The sequence below is a fragment of the Streptomyces sp. NPDC026394 genome, from assembly GCF_055567735.1.
In genome coordinates, this window is sequence record NZ_JBVHPX010000024.1 from 80591 (window position 1) to 98402 (window position 17812).

The following is a 17812-nucleotide window of genomic DNA, read 5'->3' on the forward strand; positions in this document are numbered from 1 at the left end:
ACCGGCCGACGGACCGGCAGCCGAGAGAGGTCGGCAAGGTGGCGGGGAGGCGGCGTCCGCGGCCGGTCCGCCCCGGCCGGTTCCGCGGATGAGGTGGCCTGGGGTCCGTACCGGGGGAAGTATTGCGTATGGACGTTCCCTTGTACCTCGAACCGCGGTTGGAGTCCCGGCTGGCGTCCCTGCTGCGCGCAAGGACGTTCCTCCATACGCTCGCGGGCGGGCTCGGGTCGCCGCTGAACGTGGTGTTACCGGACCGCATGGCCGAGAACCTGGACGCCTTCCGGGCCGTGTACCGCCGGCACCACCTCAGCGGCGGCATCTTCTTCGCGCACAAGGCGAACCGTTCCAGCGCCCTGGTACGGCGGCTCGCCGCCACGGAAGCCGCCGTGGACGTCGCCTCCCTCGGCGAACTCCAGCACGCCCTGGGCTCCGGGTTCGTACCGGACCGCGTCATGGCGACCGGGCCGAAGAACCCGGAATTCCTGTGGCTGGCGGCCCGGTCGGGCACCACCGTGAACATCGACAGCCCGGTGGAACTGGACGAACTCGCCACCCTGGTAGGGGATTACGGCCTCCCCCGCGTCCGCATCCTGCTGCGGCTCTCCGGCTTCTGCGCCCCCGGTGTCCGGCTGTTGACCCGGCAGAGCCGCTTCGGCACGGCGGAGGCGGAGCTGGACGGCCTGCTGAAGTCGGTGGAACGGCACCGCGACGCGGTGGAGCTGACCGGCGTGGGCTACCACCTCGACACGACCAGCCCGGCCGAGAAGGCGGTGGCGCTCGAAGGGTGCGTCAAGGCCCTGGACACGTGCCGGGCCCGGGGCTTCACACCGCGCGCCGTCGACATCGGCGGCGGCTTCGGCACCGACTACCTCGCCGACGGCGCACAGTGGCAGCGGTACACGACAGAGCTGACCAACGCCGCGCTGGGTACCCGCCCGCCCATGACCTGGCGCCGCCACACCTACGGGCTGCGCAACGAGAACGGCACGCTGCGCGGCGCCCTCGCGCTGTACCCGGCCCACCGGCCGACCGCCGGTGCCCAGTACCTGGACGCGCTCCTCTCGCTCCCCGCCCCCTCCCTGGGCCGCCCGCTGGCCACCCTGCTGCTGGAGAACCTTTACGAGCTGCACACGGAACCCGGGCGCGCGCTGGTGGACCAGTGCGGAGTCACTCTGGCGCGGGTGCTGGAGGTGCGCCGTACGGACACCGCCGAGCGGACGGACACCGCCGACCGCGCAGAAGCCGCCGGCCGTACGGGCCCCGGCCACCTCCTGGTACGGCTGGACGCGAACGCCGACGACATCGGCCTGGAGGAGCACGGCGTCCTGGTCGACCCGGTCCTCGTCCCGCGCGCCGCGCCGGGCGGCGCCCCGGACGCCGGGCCGGTGACCTGCTTCCTCGCGGGCAACCTCTGCCTGGAGGCGGACATGATCACGCGGCGCGCGGTCCACCTGCCGAGCGCACCGCGCCCCGGGGACCTGCTGGCCTTCGCCAACACCGCCGGGTACTGCATGGACTTCAGCGCCGACGAGGCCCAGCAGCAGCCCGTCGCCCGCAAGGTCGCCGTATGGCAGGACGGGCCGGCCGACGGCACCGGCCGGGAGGACGCCTCCTGGCACTGGTGCCTGGACGAACAGTACTGGCCGCACGTGAACCGCCGGACGAAAGGGCCTGCATGAGGTTCGAGCGCATCACCGACGCCATCGGAAACACCCCGCTCGTACGCATCGATCCGTCCGTGCACGGCCTGCGCACCGTCGACCTGTACGCGAAGCTGGAGATGCTGAACCCGTTCGGTTCGGTCAAGGACCGGGCGGCCTGGAACATGGTGCGCCCGGGGCTGTCCACCGCCGCCGGCGAGGACCGCACCGTCATCGAACTGTCCAGCGGCAACACGGCCAAGGCACTGGCCGTGCTCGCCGGTATGCACGGGGTACCGTTCAAGACCGTCACGAACCGGATGCGTATACCGGAGATCAAGGATCTTCTCCTGCTGCTGGGCGCGGAGGTGGAGGAGCTGCCGGGGCAGACCGAGTGTCTGGACCCGACCAATACCGACGACCCGCTGACCCACTTCCATCAGACGCTCACCGAGCCGGGCAGCGCATACCTGTACACGGATCAGTATTACAACGACCGCAACACCCAGGCTCATGTGGAGGGCACCGGCCCGGAGATCATCAAGGATCTGGACGGCCGGGCACCGGACTGGTTCATCGCCTGTGTGGGCACGGCCGGCTCGTCCACCGGGGTGGCCCGGGTGCTGCGGGAGCACGACCCCCGGGTGGAGGTGGTCGGGCTGGTCTCGCACAAGGCGGACTTCGTACCGGGCATCCGCACCATCGACGAGGTGCAGGAGGTCGGCCTGTTCGACCCGGGTACGTACGGCACGATCGCCTCCGTCACCGCCGACGAGGCGATCGACGGGATGCTGACGCTGGCCCGGCGGTGCGGCATCCTGGCCGGGCCGACCAGCGGGGCCGCGTACTTCGGTGCCGTGCGGCACCTGCGGGAGCTGGACAGTGGCCCGGCGCCGGGCCCCGACTCCGGTCCGGACCGCCCGGCCGGGCGCCGCACCGCCGTGTTCATCGTGTGCGACCGCATCGAGAGCTATCTCGGCTACGTACGGCAGCGGCGTCCCGAGCTGCTGGGCCGGCCGCCGCAGCCGAACTCCGTGGCCACCCTCTCCGACGCCGAGGTACGCGGTGCGCCGGACGTCGACGTCGAGGACGCCCGCCGGTGGATCGAGGACGACCAGCCGCTCGTCGTGGACCTGCGCAGCCCGTTCGCCTACACCGCGCTGCACATCGCCGGGTCGGTCAACATCGTCGACGAGCTCTTCGGTGAACTGGTGCGCGGCGGGCTGCCGTTCAGCAAGAGCCGGCCCGTGCTGCTGGCCTGCCCGGTCGGCGAGCAGTCCGCCAAGTACGCCGCGCTGCTGGCGCGCATGGGCCATCCCGATGTCCGCAGTCTGCGCGGCGGGATCATCGCCTGGCGCGACGCGGGCGCTCCACTGGTACGGGAGTGACGGCCGATGACCACGACGAACGTGCCCGCCACCGCGGCGCTGGACGAACTGCACGCCTGGCACACCGGCGTACGCGCCCAGTTCCCCATCATCACGGGCGCCCCGCAACTCGCCTATCTGGACAACGCCGCCACGACCCAGAAGCCGCAGGCCGTGCTGGACGCCGTGCTGCACTACCTCACCACCGGCAACGCCAACGCCGGGCGGGGCACCTACACCTGGGCCAACCGGACCACGGCACTGGTCGAGGAGACCCGGCAGCGGATCAAGGAGTTCCTGGGCGATCCGGAACCGGAACGTTCCGGGGTGCACTTCGTCAGCGGGGCGACGGCGGGTCTGCGTGCCGTCGCGCACGACTGGCTGGCCGGCACCCTGTCCGACGGCGACGAGATCGTGGTCCCGCTCGCCGACCACCAGGCGAACATCGTCCCGTGGCTGGAGGTGCGGGACCTGCTCGCCCGGCAGGGTCTGCGCATACGGGTCCGCCCGATGCCGTACCAGGCGGGATCCGGTGACTACGACCCGGCGGCCCTGGCCTCGCTGGCCGGGCCGCGGACCCGCTTCGTGGCGGTCACCCACGTCCACCATGTCTACGGCGGCGACATGAACGTGCACCGCATCCGGCAGGCGGTGGGCCCGGACGTGCCGATCTGCCTGGACGCGGCGCAGAGCGTGGGCCACATCCCGGTGTCGCTGGCCGACCTGGACGTGGACTTCGCCGTCTTCTCCGGGCACAAGGCCCTGGCGCTGCCCGGTTCCGGTGCCGTGTGGGCCCGTAACGCGCGGGGGCCGGCCTTCGTGCCCGGCGGGTGGGACGGCAGCCCCAACACCACCGGCATCCGGAGCCTGCTGGCCGCGTTCGACTGGCTGGACACGGTGGGCACCGGCCGCGTCGAGCGGTGGGCGGCCGCGCTGGCCGCCCGCCTGACCGAGGGGCTGCGCCACCTGCCCGCGTACGAGGTCGTGGGCTGCCGGCGCAGTCTGGCGGCCGACGCGGACATCCAGCGGCGGCAGGGGATCGTGACCTTCCGACACCGCGCCATCGACTCGGGCGATCTCGGCTTCGCGCTGTTCGACCACGGCTTCATGGTCCGTTCCGACAGTCTCTGCCAGGGCAGCGGGGGCGAGCGGCAGCGCTCGGTCCGGGTGAGTCTGCACGCGTACAACTCACCGGCGGAGATCGACCGGCTGCTGGACGTGCTGGGGGCGTGCGCCTGACCCACCGGGGGGGGGCGTCCCCTGCGGAGTGCGGAGTGCCCCCTTTGGAGTGACAGCACGCCATTGGAAACCGTTTTCACCTGTAGGTTGAGGACCACCGGCGGACAGGTGCGAGACGGCTGAGGTGGCGCGACCGGATGGGACTGAGCACGGCTACGGCCGCCCTGTGGGTGCGGCGGTGGGAACGACAGCAGCAGCGGTACGCGATCGACCGTGAGGAGCGCTTCACGGTCGTCGCCGATGCCGTCGAGAAGGTCACCGCGCGGCAGGAGCGGTCGCTGGTCCTGGACCTGGGGTGCGGGCCCGGGTCGCTGGCCGCGCGGCTGGCCCGGCGGCTGCCCGGCGCGGACGTCGTGGCGGTGGACAAGGACCCCGTCCTGCTGGCTCTGGGCCGGACCCACCACGGCGACGCCGTGCGGTTCGTCGAGGCGCCGGTCGGCGCGGCCGGCTGGACCGGCGCCCTGGGCCTGGACCGCCCGCTGGACGCGGCGGTCTCGTCGACGGCGCTGCACTGCCTGGCGCCGGACGCGCTGCGCCGGGCGTACGAGGACCTCGCCGGTCTCGTCCGGCCCGGCGGTGTGCTCGTCAACAGCGACCGGTTCCGCAGCCCGCGGGGGGACCGGGCGGCGGAGGTGGCGGCGCAGGTGGGGCTGCGGCGGGCGGAACGGCAGCGGCCGCCCGGTCACGAGGACTGGGCGGCCTGGTGGGCCGCTGCCGCCGCCGACCCGGAGCTGGCCGGCCCGTTCACCGCCCGCCGCGCCCGGCACACGGCGCACAGCGTGCACAACGGGCTGCCGCTGTCCCACCACGTACGGCTGCTGCGCCGGGCCGGGTTCCGGCACGCCGCGCCGGTCTGGCAGTTCGGCGAGGACGCGGTGCTGGTGGCGGTGCGGTAGTTCCGGTCGGCGCGGCGGGCGGTGGTCCCGGCGGGCTCGGGGCGTGGCTGTGCGGTGATCCCGGCGGGATCGGGGGGGCCGTGCCGTGGGCCCGGCGGGCTCAGGTGACGGCGCCGATGATGTGGAAGAGGGTGCCCTCCGGGTCGCGCAGTTCGGCCACGGGGCCGTGCGGGGTGCGTTCGGCCTGGGACTCCACCTGGCCGCCCAGCTTCTTCGCGGTCTCCACGGCCTCCTCGACGCTCGGCACCTGGAAGTGGATGTTCCAGCGCGGCCGTACCTGCGGGTCGGCCGCCGCCTCGATCGCGCCGCCGTAGAGGCCCACCGCGTCCCGGTCGTCGACGCTGAGCACCACCCGCTCGTCCTCCCAGCGCACGTCGAAGGGGCTGCCGTCCGCCTCGCTGTACCAGCCGAAGAGGTCGCCGTAGAACCGCGCGGCGTCGAACGCGTCCCGGGTGCGCAGCTCCACCCAGACCGGCGCGCCGGGACCGACCGGCTGCCGGTTGGTCCCGGCGACGCTCTCGCGGCACTCCCACAGGCCGAAGTTGGCCCCGGCCGGGTCGGCGGCCAGCGCCAGCCGGCCGGCGTCGAAGTCCAGCGGGCCGATGGCGACCGTGCCGCCGCGCTCCCGGACCCCGTTCGCCGCGTCGTCCGCGTTGCGCGTACCGAAGTACGTCGTCCACGCGTTGGGCAGTTCGGTGTGGCGGGCGGCCGCGCTCAGCCCCGCCACCGCCGTGTCCCCGGCCATCGCCCGTACGTACGGGCCCCACCGGTCCGGCCCGGCCTCGAACCGCCAGCCGAGCAGCGGTCCGTAGAAACGCGTCGCGACGTCGAGGTCCCCCGTCAGGAGGGTGGCCCACGACGGCACCCCGGGAACGAACGTCATCTGGCACTCGCCCATGTAAAGCCGGCCCTTCTCCACCATTGTGTCCAGCACTGCTACTGCGGTCCTACCAGGAAAGGCGGGACCGCATGTCATTTCACCGGGTCATGCCGCAACCGAACTGGCGGGCGCCTCGGGGCCGGTCCCGTCGGCCTGCTCGCGAATGCGGGCGCAGGTCCGCTTGATGAGACGGCACACGTGCATCTGGGACAGCCCCAGTTCCTCGCCGATGCGGCTCTGCGTCATGTCGCAGAAGAACCGCATGTACAGGATGCGGCGCTCCCGTTCCGGAAGGCCGCGCAGACCGTCGCGCACCGTTTCCCGGGCGAGCACCAGCTCGTACTGCGACTCGGTGAAACCGATACTGTCACGGAGGGCGAAATCGTCGTCGGCGCCCGGCCGCTCGGCATCCAGCGAAAGGGTTTTGTAGCTTTCGATGGCTTCCAGGCCGAGGATGACGTCGTCGGCGGAGAGCCGGGTGCGTTCGGCGATTTCCGAGACGGTCGGGAAACGACTGTCGGAGGCCGCGGCCAGTTCGCGCACGGCGATCCGTACGGTGTTGCGGAGTTCCTGGACGCGACGGGGTACGTGCACGCCCCAGGTGCAGTCCCGGAAATGCCGCTTGACCTCGCCCACGATGGTGGGGATCGCGTAACTCTCGAATGCGCTGCCACGCTCGGGCCGGTACCCGCCGATGGCCTTCACCAACCCCAGTGCGGCCACCTGTTTCAGATCGTCCATGCTTTCACCGCGGTCCCGGAAACGCAGTGCGAGGCGTACGGCCATCGGCAGCCAGGCGCGTGTCAGTTCATCGCGCAACCGCCTCTTCTCCGGGCCTTCGGGCAGTTCTGCCAGGCGTGTGAAAACGGCGTTCGTCTCGGCCGCGTCCGGGGTGTCCGGAAAGGCTCGTCGGCGGCGTGACGGAGCCGTGGCAGGTGTGCTCACGGGACCACTCTCCCAACGGACGCGGGGTCTGGGCGTCGTCTCCGAGACGGCGGAGGCACACCTTCCGGACAGCCTCCGGCTGCCCGCACACCGGGTCCGACCTGGTACGCGGCATACGCCCAACGTCTGCACACCGAGCATAGGACGATCAGCGGCGGCTCGCCTGCGGAGCGCTCACACGTCGCTGCACCCCGTCATCCGACCGGGCCGAAATGCATGTTTGGTTTCCCGGCCCGCCGGATACCCAGCCCGGCGGAGTGCCGTCGCGCCGGGTCGCCGGACGCGGCGCGCATTCGTCGTACGGGCGCCCGCACACGAGTGGACAGGGCAGACAAGGAGCGAGAATCCGATGGCCGACCCGAAGCAAGAACAGCGTGACCGCTTCCGCGCCGAAGACCCGGCCTCCGGGCCCATGACAACCGACCAGGGCGTGCCGGTCGACCACACCGACGATTCCCTTCAGGCCGGCGAGCGCGGCCCTACCCTGATGGAGGACTTCCACTTCCGGGAGAAGATCACCCGCTTCGATCACGAGCGGATCCCGGAACGGGTGGTGCATGCGCGCGGTGCGGGTGCGTACGGGTATTTCCAGCCGTACCGGTCGTGTGCGGAATTCACCCGGGCCGCCTTCCTCCAGGACCCGTCCGTGAAAACCCCGGTATTCGTCCGGTTCTCCACCGTGCAGGGCCCGCGCGGGTCCGCCGACACGGTGCGTGACGTACGGGGGTTCGCGACGAAGTTCTACACCTCGGAGGGCAATTACGACCTGGTGGGGAACAATTTCCCGGTCTTCTTCATCCAGGACGGCATCAAGTTCCCGGACTTCGTGCACGCGGTGAAGCCGGAGCCGCACAACGACATCCCGACGGGTGCCTCCGCGCACGACACGCTGTGGGACTTCGTCTCGCTGCAGCCCGAGACGCTGCACACGATCATGTGGCTGATGTCCGACCGGGCCATCCCGCGCAGCTACCGGATGATGCAGGGCTTCGGCGTGCACACCTTCCGGTTCGTCAACGCGCAGGGTCAAGGCACCTTCGTGAAATTCCACTGGAAGCCGAAGCTGGGCGTGCACTCCCTGGTGTGGGACGAGGCCCAGGAGGCGCAGGGCCGGGACCCCGACTTCAACCGCCGGGACCTGTGGGACACGATCGAGGCCGGTGCCTATCCCGAGTGGGAGCTGGGCGTACAACTGGTGCCGGAATCGGACGAGCACGCGTTCGACTTCGACCTGCTGGACGCCACCAAGATCATTCCGGAGGAGCAGGTCCCGGTGGAGCCCATCGGCCGGATGGTGCTCGACCGCAACCCCGACAACTTCTTCGCCGAGACCGAGCAGGTCGCGTTCCACACGGCGAACGTCGTCCCGGGCATCGACTTCACCAACGACCCGCTGCTCCAGGCCCGCAACTTCTCCTACCTGGACACCCAGCTGATCCGGCTCGGCGGGCCGAACTTCGCCCAGATCCCGGTGAACCGGCCGGTCGCCCCGGTCCGCAACCACCAGCGCGACGGCTACCACCAGAACGAGATCCACCGGGGCGCCAACTACCACCCGAACTCGCTCGGCGGCGGCTGCCCCGCGCTGGCCGACCCGGACGACCCGGCCTTCCGGCACTACACCGAGCGCGTGGACGGCCGGAAGATCCGGCGCCGCAGCCCCAGTTTCGAGGACCACTACACGCAGGCGGCCATGTTCTGGCACAGCATGGCCGACTGGGAGCAGAAGCACATCGTCGACGCGTTCCGCTTCGAGCTGGGCAAGGTGGGTGCCAAGGAGGTACGCGCCCGTACGGTCGAGCAGCTCTCGTACGTGGACCACGCGCTGGCCGTCGCGGTCGCCGAGGGCGTCGGCGTCCCCGCGCCGCAGGAGCGCCCGAACACGCCGCAGCCGGCCCCCTCCCCCGCGCTGAGCTTCGAGAACAACCGCGGGGACGGCTCGATCAGCACCCGGCAGATCGCCGTGCTGGTCTCCGACGGCGTGGACGCGGCGCAGACCATCGCGGTCCGCGACGCGCTGACCGAACAGGGCGCGATCGTGGAGCTGCTCGCCCCGCAGGACGGCACCGTTCAGGACAAGGACGGCAGCACCCTCGCCGTGGACCGGGCCCTGCCCACCGTCGCCTCGGTGCTCTACGACGCGGTGCTGCTGCCCCCGGGCGGCCTGGACTCCGGCAACGCGGCCGCCGACGACGCGGCCCTGCGGTTCGTCCGCAGCGCGTACCGCCACGGCAAGCCGATCGGCGCCTTGGGGGCGAGCGTGGACAAGCTGGCGGACCAGCTTCCGGGCGAGCTGCGTACGGCGGCCGACGGTGACGCGACCGTCTCCGAGGTGGGTATCGTCACCGACCGGCTCTCGGCCGGGGCGACGGCCCAGGACTTCACGGGCGCGTTCGCCGAGGCGGTCGCGGCACACCGGCACTGGAACCGCCCGGCGCTGCCCGGCTGACCCCGGACCACGGACACGAAGGCGGACGGCCGCGAAACGGCCGTCCGCCTTCCTACTGCCCGCCTTCGTACTGCCGCCTTCGTCCTGCCCTTCGCCTGCCGCCGGCCCGGTTCCCGCGCCGGTCCGGCGGGGTCAGCGGGTGCCCATCCGGCGGGGTCGGCGGGCGCCGGTCCGGCGGGGTCGGCGGGCCGAGCCCGAGGCGCCGCCGAACAGCCGGGCCAGCGCCCTGAACGGCAGGGTGACGACTGCCGCGAGCGTGCTGCCCACGGCCCTCAGCACGTCCGCGATCGCTCGGAACATCCCACGCACCTCCTGGTCTCGGTGGTCGCGGCGGACCGGGACCGGCCGGACGCCCGTCCCCCGGCCCGCCGCGCACGGCCGCAGCACCGGGTAGCCCCCGTACGGCACCGGAAACCCGTACGGGCGAACGGGCCGCCGGCCCCGGGGCATGATCACCGCACGGCGGGGAACCCGCTGGTGCGTGGGGCGCCTGGTACCACCGGCGCCCGGCGACCGCACCGCACCGCGAGGCCCGGGCCGCGGCGCGGGCCGGACGACCGGCCCGCCGGGCCGCACGGCCTTCGGGCCCACAGGAAGGACCGCTCCATGGGATCCACGGGAAACGACCGCCGGCACACCGACTCCGCCGCCGACGAGCTGGTCAAGGAGTTCGAGGACGCGGAGCTGGACGTCACGGACGACGAGGACGAGGACGAGCGGGTCGGCAAGGAGGGGGACACGTTCTCCACCAACCTGGAGGAGCAGCAGAACGCGGCGGGTCACCCGAGAGGCGAACCGGCCGACGAGCGCCCCTGACGCGTACCGGCGGGACGGGCCCGGGCACGGTGAGCCGCCGTGACCCGGGCCCGCTGCTCAGGATCGGCGGCCAGGTCCGCGGCCGTCAGGGCCATGGCCAGGGCGCCGTCCAGCACCGCACGGTCGGCGTGTTCGCCGATGGTCGCCTCGGCGAACTCCGCCGTGTGCGGCCGGGCGTGGCAGGACAGGCCGATGCTGGGGTGGACGGCGGGCAGCACCTGGCTGATGTTGCCCATGTCGGTGGAGGCCCCGATGAACACCGCGGGCTCGGGGTCACGGCCGAGGGCCCGTACGTGCCGTGCGTAGGTGTCGCCGAGCCACGCGTCCTGGCGCAGGTCGGCGTAGGCGGGGGACGGTTCGGTGAGCGTCAGCTCACACCCGGTGGCCACCGCGCCCGCCTCGAAACAGGCCCGGATGCGGGGCCACAACGTCTCCAGTTCGTCCAGGGTGTCGGCGCGCATCTGCCAGCTCATCCGGGCCCGCGCCGGGATGATGTTGGTCCGGTCGCCGCCGTGCGTGACGATGCCGTGCATCCGTACCCCGTCGGGCAGTTGCTGGCGCAGCAGGGCCAGCGCGGTCTGCGCGACCACGCACGCGTCGGCGGCGTTCAGGCCGTCGTACGGCGCGATGGCCGCGTGCGCGGCGCGGCCCCGGTACTCCGCCTGCACGCCGCGTGAGGCCCGGGACGTGCCGCCGAAGTCGTCCGCCGGTCCCGGGTGGACCATCAGCGCGCACGACACGTCGTCGAAGGCTCCCGCGTCCAGCATGAGGATCTTGCCGCCACCGCCCTCCTCCGCGGGCGTGCCCAGCGCCTTCACCCGCAGCCCGAGGTCGCCGGCGACCGCCGCGAGCGCGATGGCGGCGCCCGCCCCGGCGGCGGCGATCAGGTTGTGCCCGCAGGCGTGGCCGAGGTCCGGCAGCGCGTCGTACTCCAGGCACAGGCCCACGGTCAGGTCGGCGTCGGCCGGTCCCGCGCTGGCCGTGAAAGCGGTCGGCAGCCCCGCCGTACCACGTTCGACGGCGAAGCCCGCCTCCGCCAGCAGGCGGGTGAGGGCGTCGGCCGCGTGGTGTTCGGCGAACGCCGTCTCGGGATGCGCGTGGAGGTCGCGGGCGAGCGACAGCAGCGGGTCGCGCACGGTGTCGAGCCGGGCGCGGATCGCGGCGTCAGGGGCGGGGGCGGTACGGGCCAAGGTCGGCCTCCTCGTCGGTGCGCGTCCAGCGGCGGCCGGTGCGGCCGGAACGCGCCTGGTGGATGTGCGGTTCAGCGGTCCGTGGTCTTGGACCGTAACGCGGCGGCCGCCGCCAGGCCCAGAGTGTGCCCGCCGTTCCGTCCGCTCCGGCAGGCGGTTCCGGTGCACTCGCGCCTTGTGGGGCGGACGCGCCGTTCGGCCCGGTGTGCGCCCGGATTCCGCGACCGGGCGCGGAACATGCGCCCTGTCCGGCCGGTGCGCCCGCTCCTAGCCTGCGAGCGTGGGCCACAGGAGGAAGAGCGAGAGGAAGGTCGAATTGACGGTGACGGTCTTCACCGAGGCCGGAAGCAAGCAGGTCACGGCGCCTTCAGCCGGTTCCTACGGCTCTGCCTGACCAGCTCGGCCCTGTCTGCCGGGGCGGCCCTGGACCCGATGGCCGACCCCGGCGGAAGGAGCCCGCCGCGCGGACCCGGCCGCCTCAGCTCCTGCGCCGGCGCAGCCACCAGGAGCAGAACCCGCCCGCCAGTCCGGCGAGGGCGAGGTGGATCGCGGTCTCGGACCACTGGAAGGCCCAGTAGCGGTCGGCGGGCTGGTAGGCGATCCGCGTGTGCAGGTCCGTCGGGACGGCGCAGCCGGCGGCTTCCCCGCCACCGCCCGGCGCCGCACTCTCCCCACAGGCCAGACTGCGGCCGACGTCCCGGCCCGCCCCGTCGAGGACCGGGCTCGCCCCGGAGACGACCCAGTCACCGGGCCTCGACACCTGTACATCCACCCGGGCCCCGGCACCGGAACCCGACCTGAGGAGCGTGTAGCGGCCCGACGTGCTCTCCGCGAGGTCCAGCGCGACGTCGGTGTGCACCGGTTCCTGGAGGTACGGACGGACCGCGACCGGCATCAGGATCTGGACGGCGGCGAAGACCGCGAGGGTGACGGCCATGGCGGGCACGGTCCGGCGGATCAGCAGCCCGGCGCAGGCGCCGACGGTGAAGGCGGAGGCCGCGTAGCCGAGGGGCGCGATGCCGCGGGCGCTGAACAGCAAGGGCGAGAACCGGTCCATGGCGACCTGGTCGAGCGGACCCGCCCACCACGTCACCAGGAGGCTGAGCAGGCCGGTGACGGCGACGGCGGTCAGGCCGACGGTGGTGAGCTTGACCGCGAGCCAGCGGGCGCGGGTCACGCTCTGATTCCAGACCAGCCGGTGGGTGCCCGCCTCGACTTCGCGGGCGATGAGCGGCGCGCCCCAGAAGACGCCGAGGAGACCGGGTACGGCGATCACCAGGCCCGTGGCGAGGTAGGACAGGCCGGTGTAGCGGGAGAGGAAGGCCGCCTGGGCCGCGTCGCAGCCCCGCGTGCAGCCGGCGACCGCGGTGCCGTAGGTGTGCCGCATCTGCAGGCCGGTGACCAGGAGGAGAAGGGTGATCGCGGCCAGGGCTCCGAGAGCGACGAGGACGTGGACGCGTAACTGGCGCCAGGTCAGCCAGATCATCTCAGCGTCTCCGGTACGGGTCGGGCGCCGAGGGCTGCTCCGGCCGGGTCCAGGTAGGTGAGCACAAGGTCCTCCAGGTCGAGCGGTTCCATGACCCAGGCCGGGTCGTGGACGGCGGTCTCGGCGCGGACGACGAAGGTGCTCTGCCGGCCGGTGTGGACGGCCCGGACGACCTCCAGGCCGTCCGGCAGGCGGTCGCCGTCGCGGCGTGCCGTGGTGAGGCGGAAGTGGGTGGCGAGCAGCTCCTCGACGTCGCCCGCGAGCCGGACGCGGGAGGTGACGAGGGCGATCAGGTGGTCGCAGACCCGCTCCAGGTCGGAGACGAGGTGCGAGGAGAGGATCACGGTTGCTTCGTGCTCCGCGACGAACTCCATGAGGCCGCGCAGGAACTCGCGTCGCGCCAGCGGGTCGAGGGCGGCCACCGGTTCGTCCAGGAGGAGCAGTTCGGGCCGTTTGGCGACCGCGAGGGTCAGGGCGAGCTGGGCCCGCTGCCCGCCGGAGAGCGCACCGGCGCGCTGTGCGGGGTCGATGCCGAGCCGGCGCACACGGTCGTCCGCGAGCCGGGCGTCCCAGCCCGGGTTGAGGCGGGCGCCCAGACGCAGGTGGTCGGCGACGGTCAGGGTGGCGTAGGTGGGCGCGTCCTGGGCGACGAAGCCGACCTTCGCCAGTTGTTCCGGGCCGGACGCGGGCGGCTCGCCGAGGACCGTGACGGTGCCCGAGGTCGGGGAGATCAGCCCGCAGGCCAGTTGTAACAGGGTGGACTTTCCGGCACCGTTGGGGCCGACCAACCCGACCACCCGTCCGCTCGGCACGCTCAGGGTGCAGTCGGTCAGCGCCTGGTGGCGCCCGTACCGCTTGCCCAGACCTGCGGTTTCCAGAATCGCGGTCATGTCTCCTCTTCGATGTGCGTACGGAACGTGGTCCGGAACAGGGCCTCGATACCCTCCCCGTCCAGCCCGGCGGCCCGCGCCCGGCCGAGCCAGCGCCGCAACTCCCGGCGCAGCGGCTCGTGTTCGGCGGGTGTGGTGTCGCCGAGGGTGCCGGTCACGAAGGTGCCGACGCCCGGCTTGGGCGCGGCGAGGCCCTGGTGTTCGAGCTCCCGGTACGCCTTGAGGACGGTGTTGGGGTTGACCGCCACCTGGGCCGCGACATCCTTGACCGTCGGCAGGCGGTCCCCTTCGGAGAGCAGGCCCAGGCGCAGCGCCTGGCGTACCTGCTGGACCAGTTGCAGGTACGGCGCGACACCGGAGCGGGTGTCGAGGTGGAACTCCATCACGGACCAACTCTATTCATCTAGGCTCCTAGCACTTTAGGACCCTAGCTGCATGGGCAGGTCTCTCGCCTTGCCCCGCAAGGGAGTTGGCCGGAATGCGGTCGGTTGCGGCCGGTTCGCGGTGGCCTCCGGGTCTGCGTACTGGTTCCGGGGCGGTCCTGGCGTGTCCCGCTCGCGCCGACGCGTTCCGTACCGTTTTCGCGCACGGAAAAGACCGGTGCCCGGGCAGTGCGGAGACTGCCCGGGCACCGGTCCGGTGCTGACGCGGCCCTACTCGTGCTGGGTCGGTGTGCTCCAGCGGAGGATGGCGCCGAGGCCGCCGGTGGGGGCTTCGGCGGGGTCGCGGACGACCACGGCTTCGGCGCCGTTCGCGGCGGCCGAGCGGAGCAGGGCGTCGTCCGCGCGGGCCGCGGACGGGTTGGTCTCGCCGAGGTACTGGAGTTCGGAGTTGCGGACCGCCAGTTGGTCGGCGCCGGGGCCCACCCAGACCTCGCGTCCGGCGTCGGCGCCGCCGGGGGTGATGATCAGGGTGTCGATGCGGTGTTCGCGTGCCGCTTCGACGAGGGCCGGTACGCCGGTCGCGGCATACGCGGGGTCCGTGCCACCCACTCCGGCGCCCGCCCGGAAGCGGTCGAGGACGTCGGCCACGTGGTCGCGCTCATGGGCGGCGCGTACGTGGGCGATGTCGCGTGCCAGCGCGGTGCTGTCGGAGCCCGCGGCCCGGCCGCCGTGGTCGCTCTCGTAGGTCACCGAGCGCAGTTGCTCGGGGAGTTTGTCGTGCACCGAGCGGCGTTCGCGGGGGTCGCCCGCCAGCAGCATGACCTTGGCGCCGCTGCTGTCGAAGACGCGCTGCGCGGCCTCGGCGATCTCGCCGGCGTTCTGTTCCCAGGTGTTCTCGACCGCGGTCTGGAAGTGCCGTTCGGACCAGTCCGCCGTGGCGGTGCGGTGGATCGGCCAGTCCACGCCGTCGACCTGGCCGGCTTCCTCGCCGCCCCGGTCGTCGTGCAGCTCGAAGTTGGCGCCCGTGCGGTCCACGTACACGACGAGGCAGCCGGCGTTGTCCGCCGCGGCCTCGGCCCACGGCGTGATCCTGGGCAGCGGTGACCAGGCCGCGAACGACTGGGCGGGGCGCCCGGCGAGCGGCGCGTCCAGGACGACCTCGCCGTCCGTGGCGAAGACCGCCCGCCCGGCGGGGGCCGCGGTGTCGCCGTCGGCGCGGAATCCGGCCAGGGCCTCGCGCACGGCATCGCACGTGGCCCGGTCCGCCCCTTGCTCCGCGAGCTGCCGGGCCGCCGCGTCCGCCGACAGCTCCCGCTGCTTGGCCGCGTCCTCGGTACTGTGCGGCACCTCGGCGTACACGGAGGCCCAGGGGCCCGGCCGGTCGATGATCGGTTGAAGGAGCGAGAGGTGCATGGCGCTTCCTCCTCAGGGTGCGCGGGTCACCGGCTGACAGGCGTGACAGCCTTGACGGTGATGTCTTGACGGTGTTCCGGGTGCCCGGTTTTCCACGGTTGCAACGTGTGCGGACGGTTTCTGTGCGGCGTGTGCGGCCGGTGGGCCTTGTGCGCCGGACACGTTCCGGTGCACCGGGCCCTCGGCCGTGTGCCGCCGTCCGGCGTGTCCGCACGCGTGCCCGTTCACCGCGCCGCCATGCCCCTCCGCCACCGGACTGGTTGTCGCTTCACCCTTTCTTCGCGGGCTCCTCGCGGGCTCCTCCTCCACTCTCGGCCCTCGGTACGGCGGGCGCACCCGGAGCGCGCCCGCCGACCGTCCGTTCAGCGGCTCCCCGCGAGACGCTCGCGCTCCCGCACCGCCCGGCCGCCGTCGAGCTCCAGCTCACGTCCGCGGAACCCGCTGCGGAAGCGACGGTCGTGGGAGACCACGACCACCGCGCCGCGGTAGGCGGACAGCGCCTCCTCCAGCTCCTCGACCAGGGCGAGGGAGACATGGTTGGTCGGCTCGTCCAGGACCAGCAGGTCGGCGGGGCGCGTCACCAGGCGCGCCAGCTCCAGCCGGCGCCGCTGGCCGACGGACAGGGCCGCCACCGGGACCGTCAGGTCCTCCTCCCGGAACAGGCCGAGGGCCAGCAGCCCGGACGCGTGCTCCTCGGGCGAGCCGGGGAGACCGGCCGCGAAGGCGGCGAGCAGGGATTGCCGGGGCGGTGCGGCGGACAGTTCCTGCGCCAGGTATCCGGTACGGGCCGGCCGGCGCACGGTACCTGTGTCGGGGCGCAGGTCACCGGCCAGGACACGCAGCAGCGTCGACTTGCCCGCGCCGTTGGGGCCGGTCACCAGAAGGCGGTCGCCCGGCCGCACGGTCAGCTCGGCGATGCGCAGCCGGTCGCCGACCGTGATGCCGGCCAGTTGGGCGGTCGGGGCGGCGGCCCCATCGAGCCCTTCCGCCGCCCCGACCGCCGGAGGAGCGGCCGTGGCCGGTTCGGCCGTGAACCGGAGCGGTACGGGAAGCGGCGGCACCGGGTGGCGCCGGAGCCGGGCCAGCCGCTGCCGGGCCGCCCTGACTTGGCCGGACAGCTTCGCCTCGTGCGAGCGGCGGTGCTTGCCGAAGCCCTCGTGCGGGTCCTTGCCGGTCCCGGCCAGCCGTCGGCCGGCCGACTCCGCCAGGTCGGCGGTCCGGGCGACCTCCGCCAGCCACTCCTCGCGGTCCTGCGCCCAGCGGCGGCGGGCCGCGGCCTTCGCCGTCCGGTAACCCTGCCAGCCGTCGCCGTACCGCGTGACGGTCCGCAGGTCGCGGTCGACCTCAAGGATGGCCGAGGTGACCGCTTCGAGCAGGTCACGGTCGTGGGTGACGACGACCAGCGTGCCGCGGTGCGCCGCGAGGTGTGCCTCCAGCCAGGCGGTGGCCTGCTGGTCGAGGTGGTTGGTGGGCTCGTCCAGCAGGAGGAGTTCGGGCGCGGCGGCCAGGACGCAGGCGAGCGACAGGCGCGACCGCTCGCCGCCGGAGAGTGAGCCGAGCACCCGGTCGCGGGGGAGGTGGCCCAGGCCGAGGCCGTGCAGGGCGGCGTCCACGCGGGCGTCCGCCCGGTAGCCGCCGCGCTCCTCGTACGTGGTCAACAGCTCGCCGTACGCGTCGAGTTCGTCCGGTGTCGCGGTGGCCAGCGCGGCTTCCGCGGCGCGTATCCGGGCTTCCAGGTCACGCAGTTCGGCGAGGGCCGCGTCGACGGCGTCCTGGACGGTGCCGCGCGGGTCGAGTGGCGAGGTCTGGCCCAGGTGGCCGATGCCGCCGGGGAACGACACGGTGATCTCGCCCGTGTCCGGCGCCTCGGCCCCGGCCAGCAGCCGGAGCAGCGTGGATTTGCCGGAGCCGTTCTCTCCGATGACGCCGGCCTTCTCGCCGGGGCGGACGGTCAGTGACACCTGCTCCAGCACGGTGCGGTCGCCGTAGCTGCGGGAGACGTCTTTCATGGTCAATTGGGCACGGTGGCGCGCGGGAATTCCCTGGGTACGTCGTGGCCGCGCCGTGCGCCTGCGCACGGGGGCCGGATTCCGATGGAGGCCGGGAAGGCAGCGCGCAGGGGAATGCGAAATGCGGCTGCGGCTGCGGCAAGAAGGTGACCGCGGAATCGGCGCGGCGGCCAGGCGACAGGTGATCCTGCGCGGGCGGCGGCGCTGCC

Annotated in this window: 15 protein-coding genes; 6 read left to right on the forward strand and 9 right to left on the reverse strand. The window is 73.0% G+C overall.

Annotated features, from left to right (window positions below; genetic code table 11):
* Positions 1-128 precede the first annotated feature (128 nt).
* The 4 genes from ACZ4QV_RS35645 (at position 129) to ACZ4QV_RS35660 (ending at position 5142) form a co-directional block, all read left to right on the forward strand.
* On the forward strand, positions 129-1679 hold the full coding sequence (locus tag ACZ4QV_RS35645; RefSeq protein WP_361589659.1) for a type III PLP-dependent enzyme domain-containing protein: 1551 nt from the start codon (positions 129-131) through the stop codon (positions 1677-1679).
* On the forward strand, positions 1676-3028 hold the full coding sequence (locus tag ACZ4QV_RS35650; protein WP_361589656.1) for a pyridoxal-phosphate dependent enzyme: 1353 nt from the start codon (positions 1676-1678) through the stop codon (positions 3026-3028). The genes ACZ4QV_RS35645 and ACZ4QV_RS35650 overlap by 4 nt, the downstream gene beginning before the upstream one ends.
* 6 nt (positions 3029-3034) lie before the next feature.
* Positions 3035-4246: an aminotransferase class V-fold PLP-dependent enzyme gene (locus ACZ4QV_RS35655; RefSeq protein ID WP_361158336.1), complete on the forward strand. Its 1212-nt coding sequence runs from the start codon at positions 3035-3037 to the stop codon at positions 4244-4246.
* 137 nt (positions 4247-4383) lie between these two features.
* Positions 4384-5142, forward strand: coding sequence for a class I SAM-dependent methyltransferase (locus tag ACZ4QV_RS35660; protein WP_361158334.1), 759 nt, complete (start codon positions 4384-4386; stop codon positions 5140-5142).
* Positions 5143-5242: 100 nt separating this feature from the next.
* Here the strand turns inward: ACZ4QV_RS35660 and ACZ4QV_RS35665 are convergent, their stop codons facing one another.
* Complete coding sequence (locus tag ACZ4QV_RS35665) at positions 5243-6076, reverse strand: VOC family protein (RefSeq protein ID WP_361158331.1); 834 nt, start codon at positions 6074-6076, stop codon at positions 5243-5245.
* Between the two features lie 51 nt (positions 6077-6127).
* Complete coding sequence (locus tag ACZ4QV_RS35670; protein WP_361158328.1) at positions 6128-6967, reverse strand: SigB/SigF/SigG family RNA polymerase sigma factor; 840 nt, start codon at positions 6965-6967, stop codon at positions 6128-6130.
* A 349-nt stretch (positions 6968-7316) separates the two neighbouring features.
* Here ACZ4QV_RS35670 and ACZ4QV_RS35675 point away from each other — a divergent pair, with 349 nt between their 5' ends.
* A complete protein-coding gene (locus ACZ4QV_RS35675; protein WP_361158325.1) occupies positions 7317-9416 on the forward strand; it encodes a catalase in 2100 nt (699 codons plus the stop codon).
* Positions 9417-9548: 132 nt separating this feature from the next.
* On the opposite strand, the gene ACZ4QV_RS35680 is transcribed toward ACZ4QV_RS35675, so the two are convergent.
* Positions 9549-9716 (reverse strand): LPFR motif small protein, encoded by a 168-nt coding sequence (locus ACZ4QV_RS35680; RefSeq protein WP_361158322.1) that lies wholly within the window; start codon positions 9714-9716, stop codon positions 9549-9551.
* A gap of 306 nt (positions 9717-10022) precedes the next feature.
* Between ACZ4QV_RS35680 and ACZ4QV_RS35685 the strand changes: the two genes are divergently transcribed.
* Positions 10023-10232 carry a hypothetical protein gene (locus tag ACZ4QV_RS35685; RefSeq protein WP_361592302.1) on the forward strand — a complete coding sequence of 70 codons (210 nt, stop codon included), beginning with the start codon at positions 10023-10025 and terminating at the stop codon, positions 10230-10232.
* Here the strand turns inward: ACZ4QV_RS35685 and ACZ4QV_RS35690 are convergent.
* From ACZ4QV_RS35690 to abc-f, 6 genes are all read right to left on the reverse strand, one after another.
* Complete coding sequence (locus tag ACZ4QV_RS35690; protein WP_361592300.1) at positions 10196-11422, reverse strand: amidohydrolase; 1227 nt, start codon at positions 11420-11422, stop codon at positions 10196-10198. The two genes, ACZ4QV_RS35685 and ACZ4QV_RS35690, sit on opposite strands and share 37 nt — an antisense overlap.
* Positions 11423-11900: 478 nt before the next feature.
* Entirely contained in the window at positions 11901-12908 is a 1008-nt protein-coding gene (locus ACZ4QV_RS35695; protein ID WP_361640032.1) for an ABC transporter permease subunit, read from the reverse strand.
* On the reverse strand, positions 12905-13798 hold the full coding sequence (locus tag ACZ4QV_RS35700) for an ABC transporter ATP-binding protein (RefSeq protein WP_361640034.1): 894 nt from the start codon (positions 13796-13798) through the stop codon (positions 12905-12907). Before ACZ4QV_RS35700 ends, ACZ4QV_RS35695 begins: the two co-directional genes overlap by 4 nt.
* Positions 13795-14181 carry a GntR family transcriptional regulator gene (locus ACZ4QV_RS35705; protein WP_361640054.1) on the reverse strand — a complete coding sequence of 129 codons (387 nt, stop codon included), beginning with the start codon at positions 14179-14181 and terminating at the stop codon, positions 13795-13797. Before ACZ4QV_RS35705 ends, ACZ4QV_RS35700 begins: the two co-directional genes overlap by 4 nt.
* 270 nt (positions 14182-14451) lie before the next feature.
* Positions 14452-15594, reverse strand: coding sequence for a baeRF2 domain-containing protein (locus ACZ4QV_RS35710; protein ID WP_361640036.1), 1143 nt, complete (start codon positions 15592-15594; stop codon positions 14452-14454).
* 362 nt (positions 15595-15956) lie between these two features.
* Positions 15957-17603 carry a ribosomal protection-like ABC-F family protein gene (gene abc-f, locus ACZ4QV_RS35715; protein WP_467764005.1) on the reverse strand — a complete coding sequence of 549 codons (1647 nt, stop codon included), beginning with the start codon at positions 17601-17603 and terminating at the stop codon, positions 15957-15959.
* Positions 17604-17812: the final 209 nt, after the last annotated feature.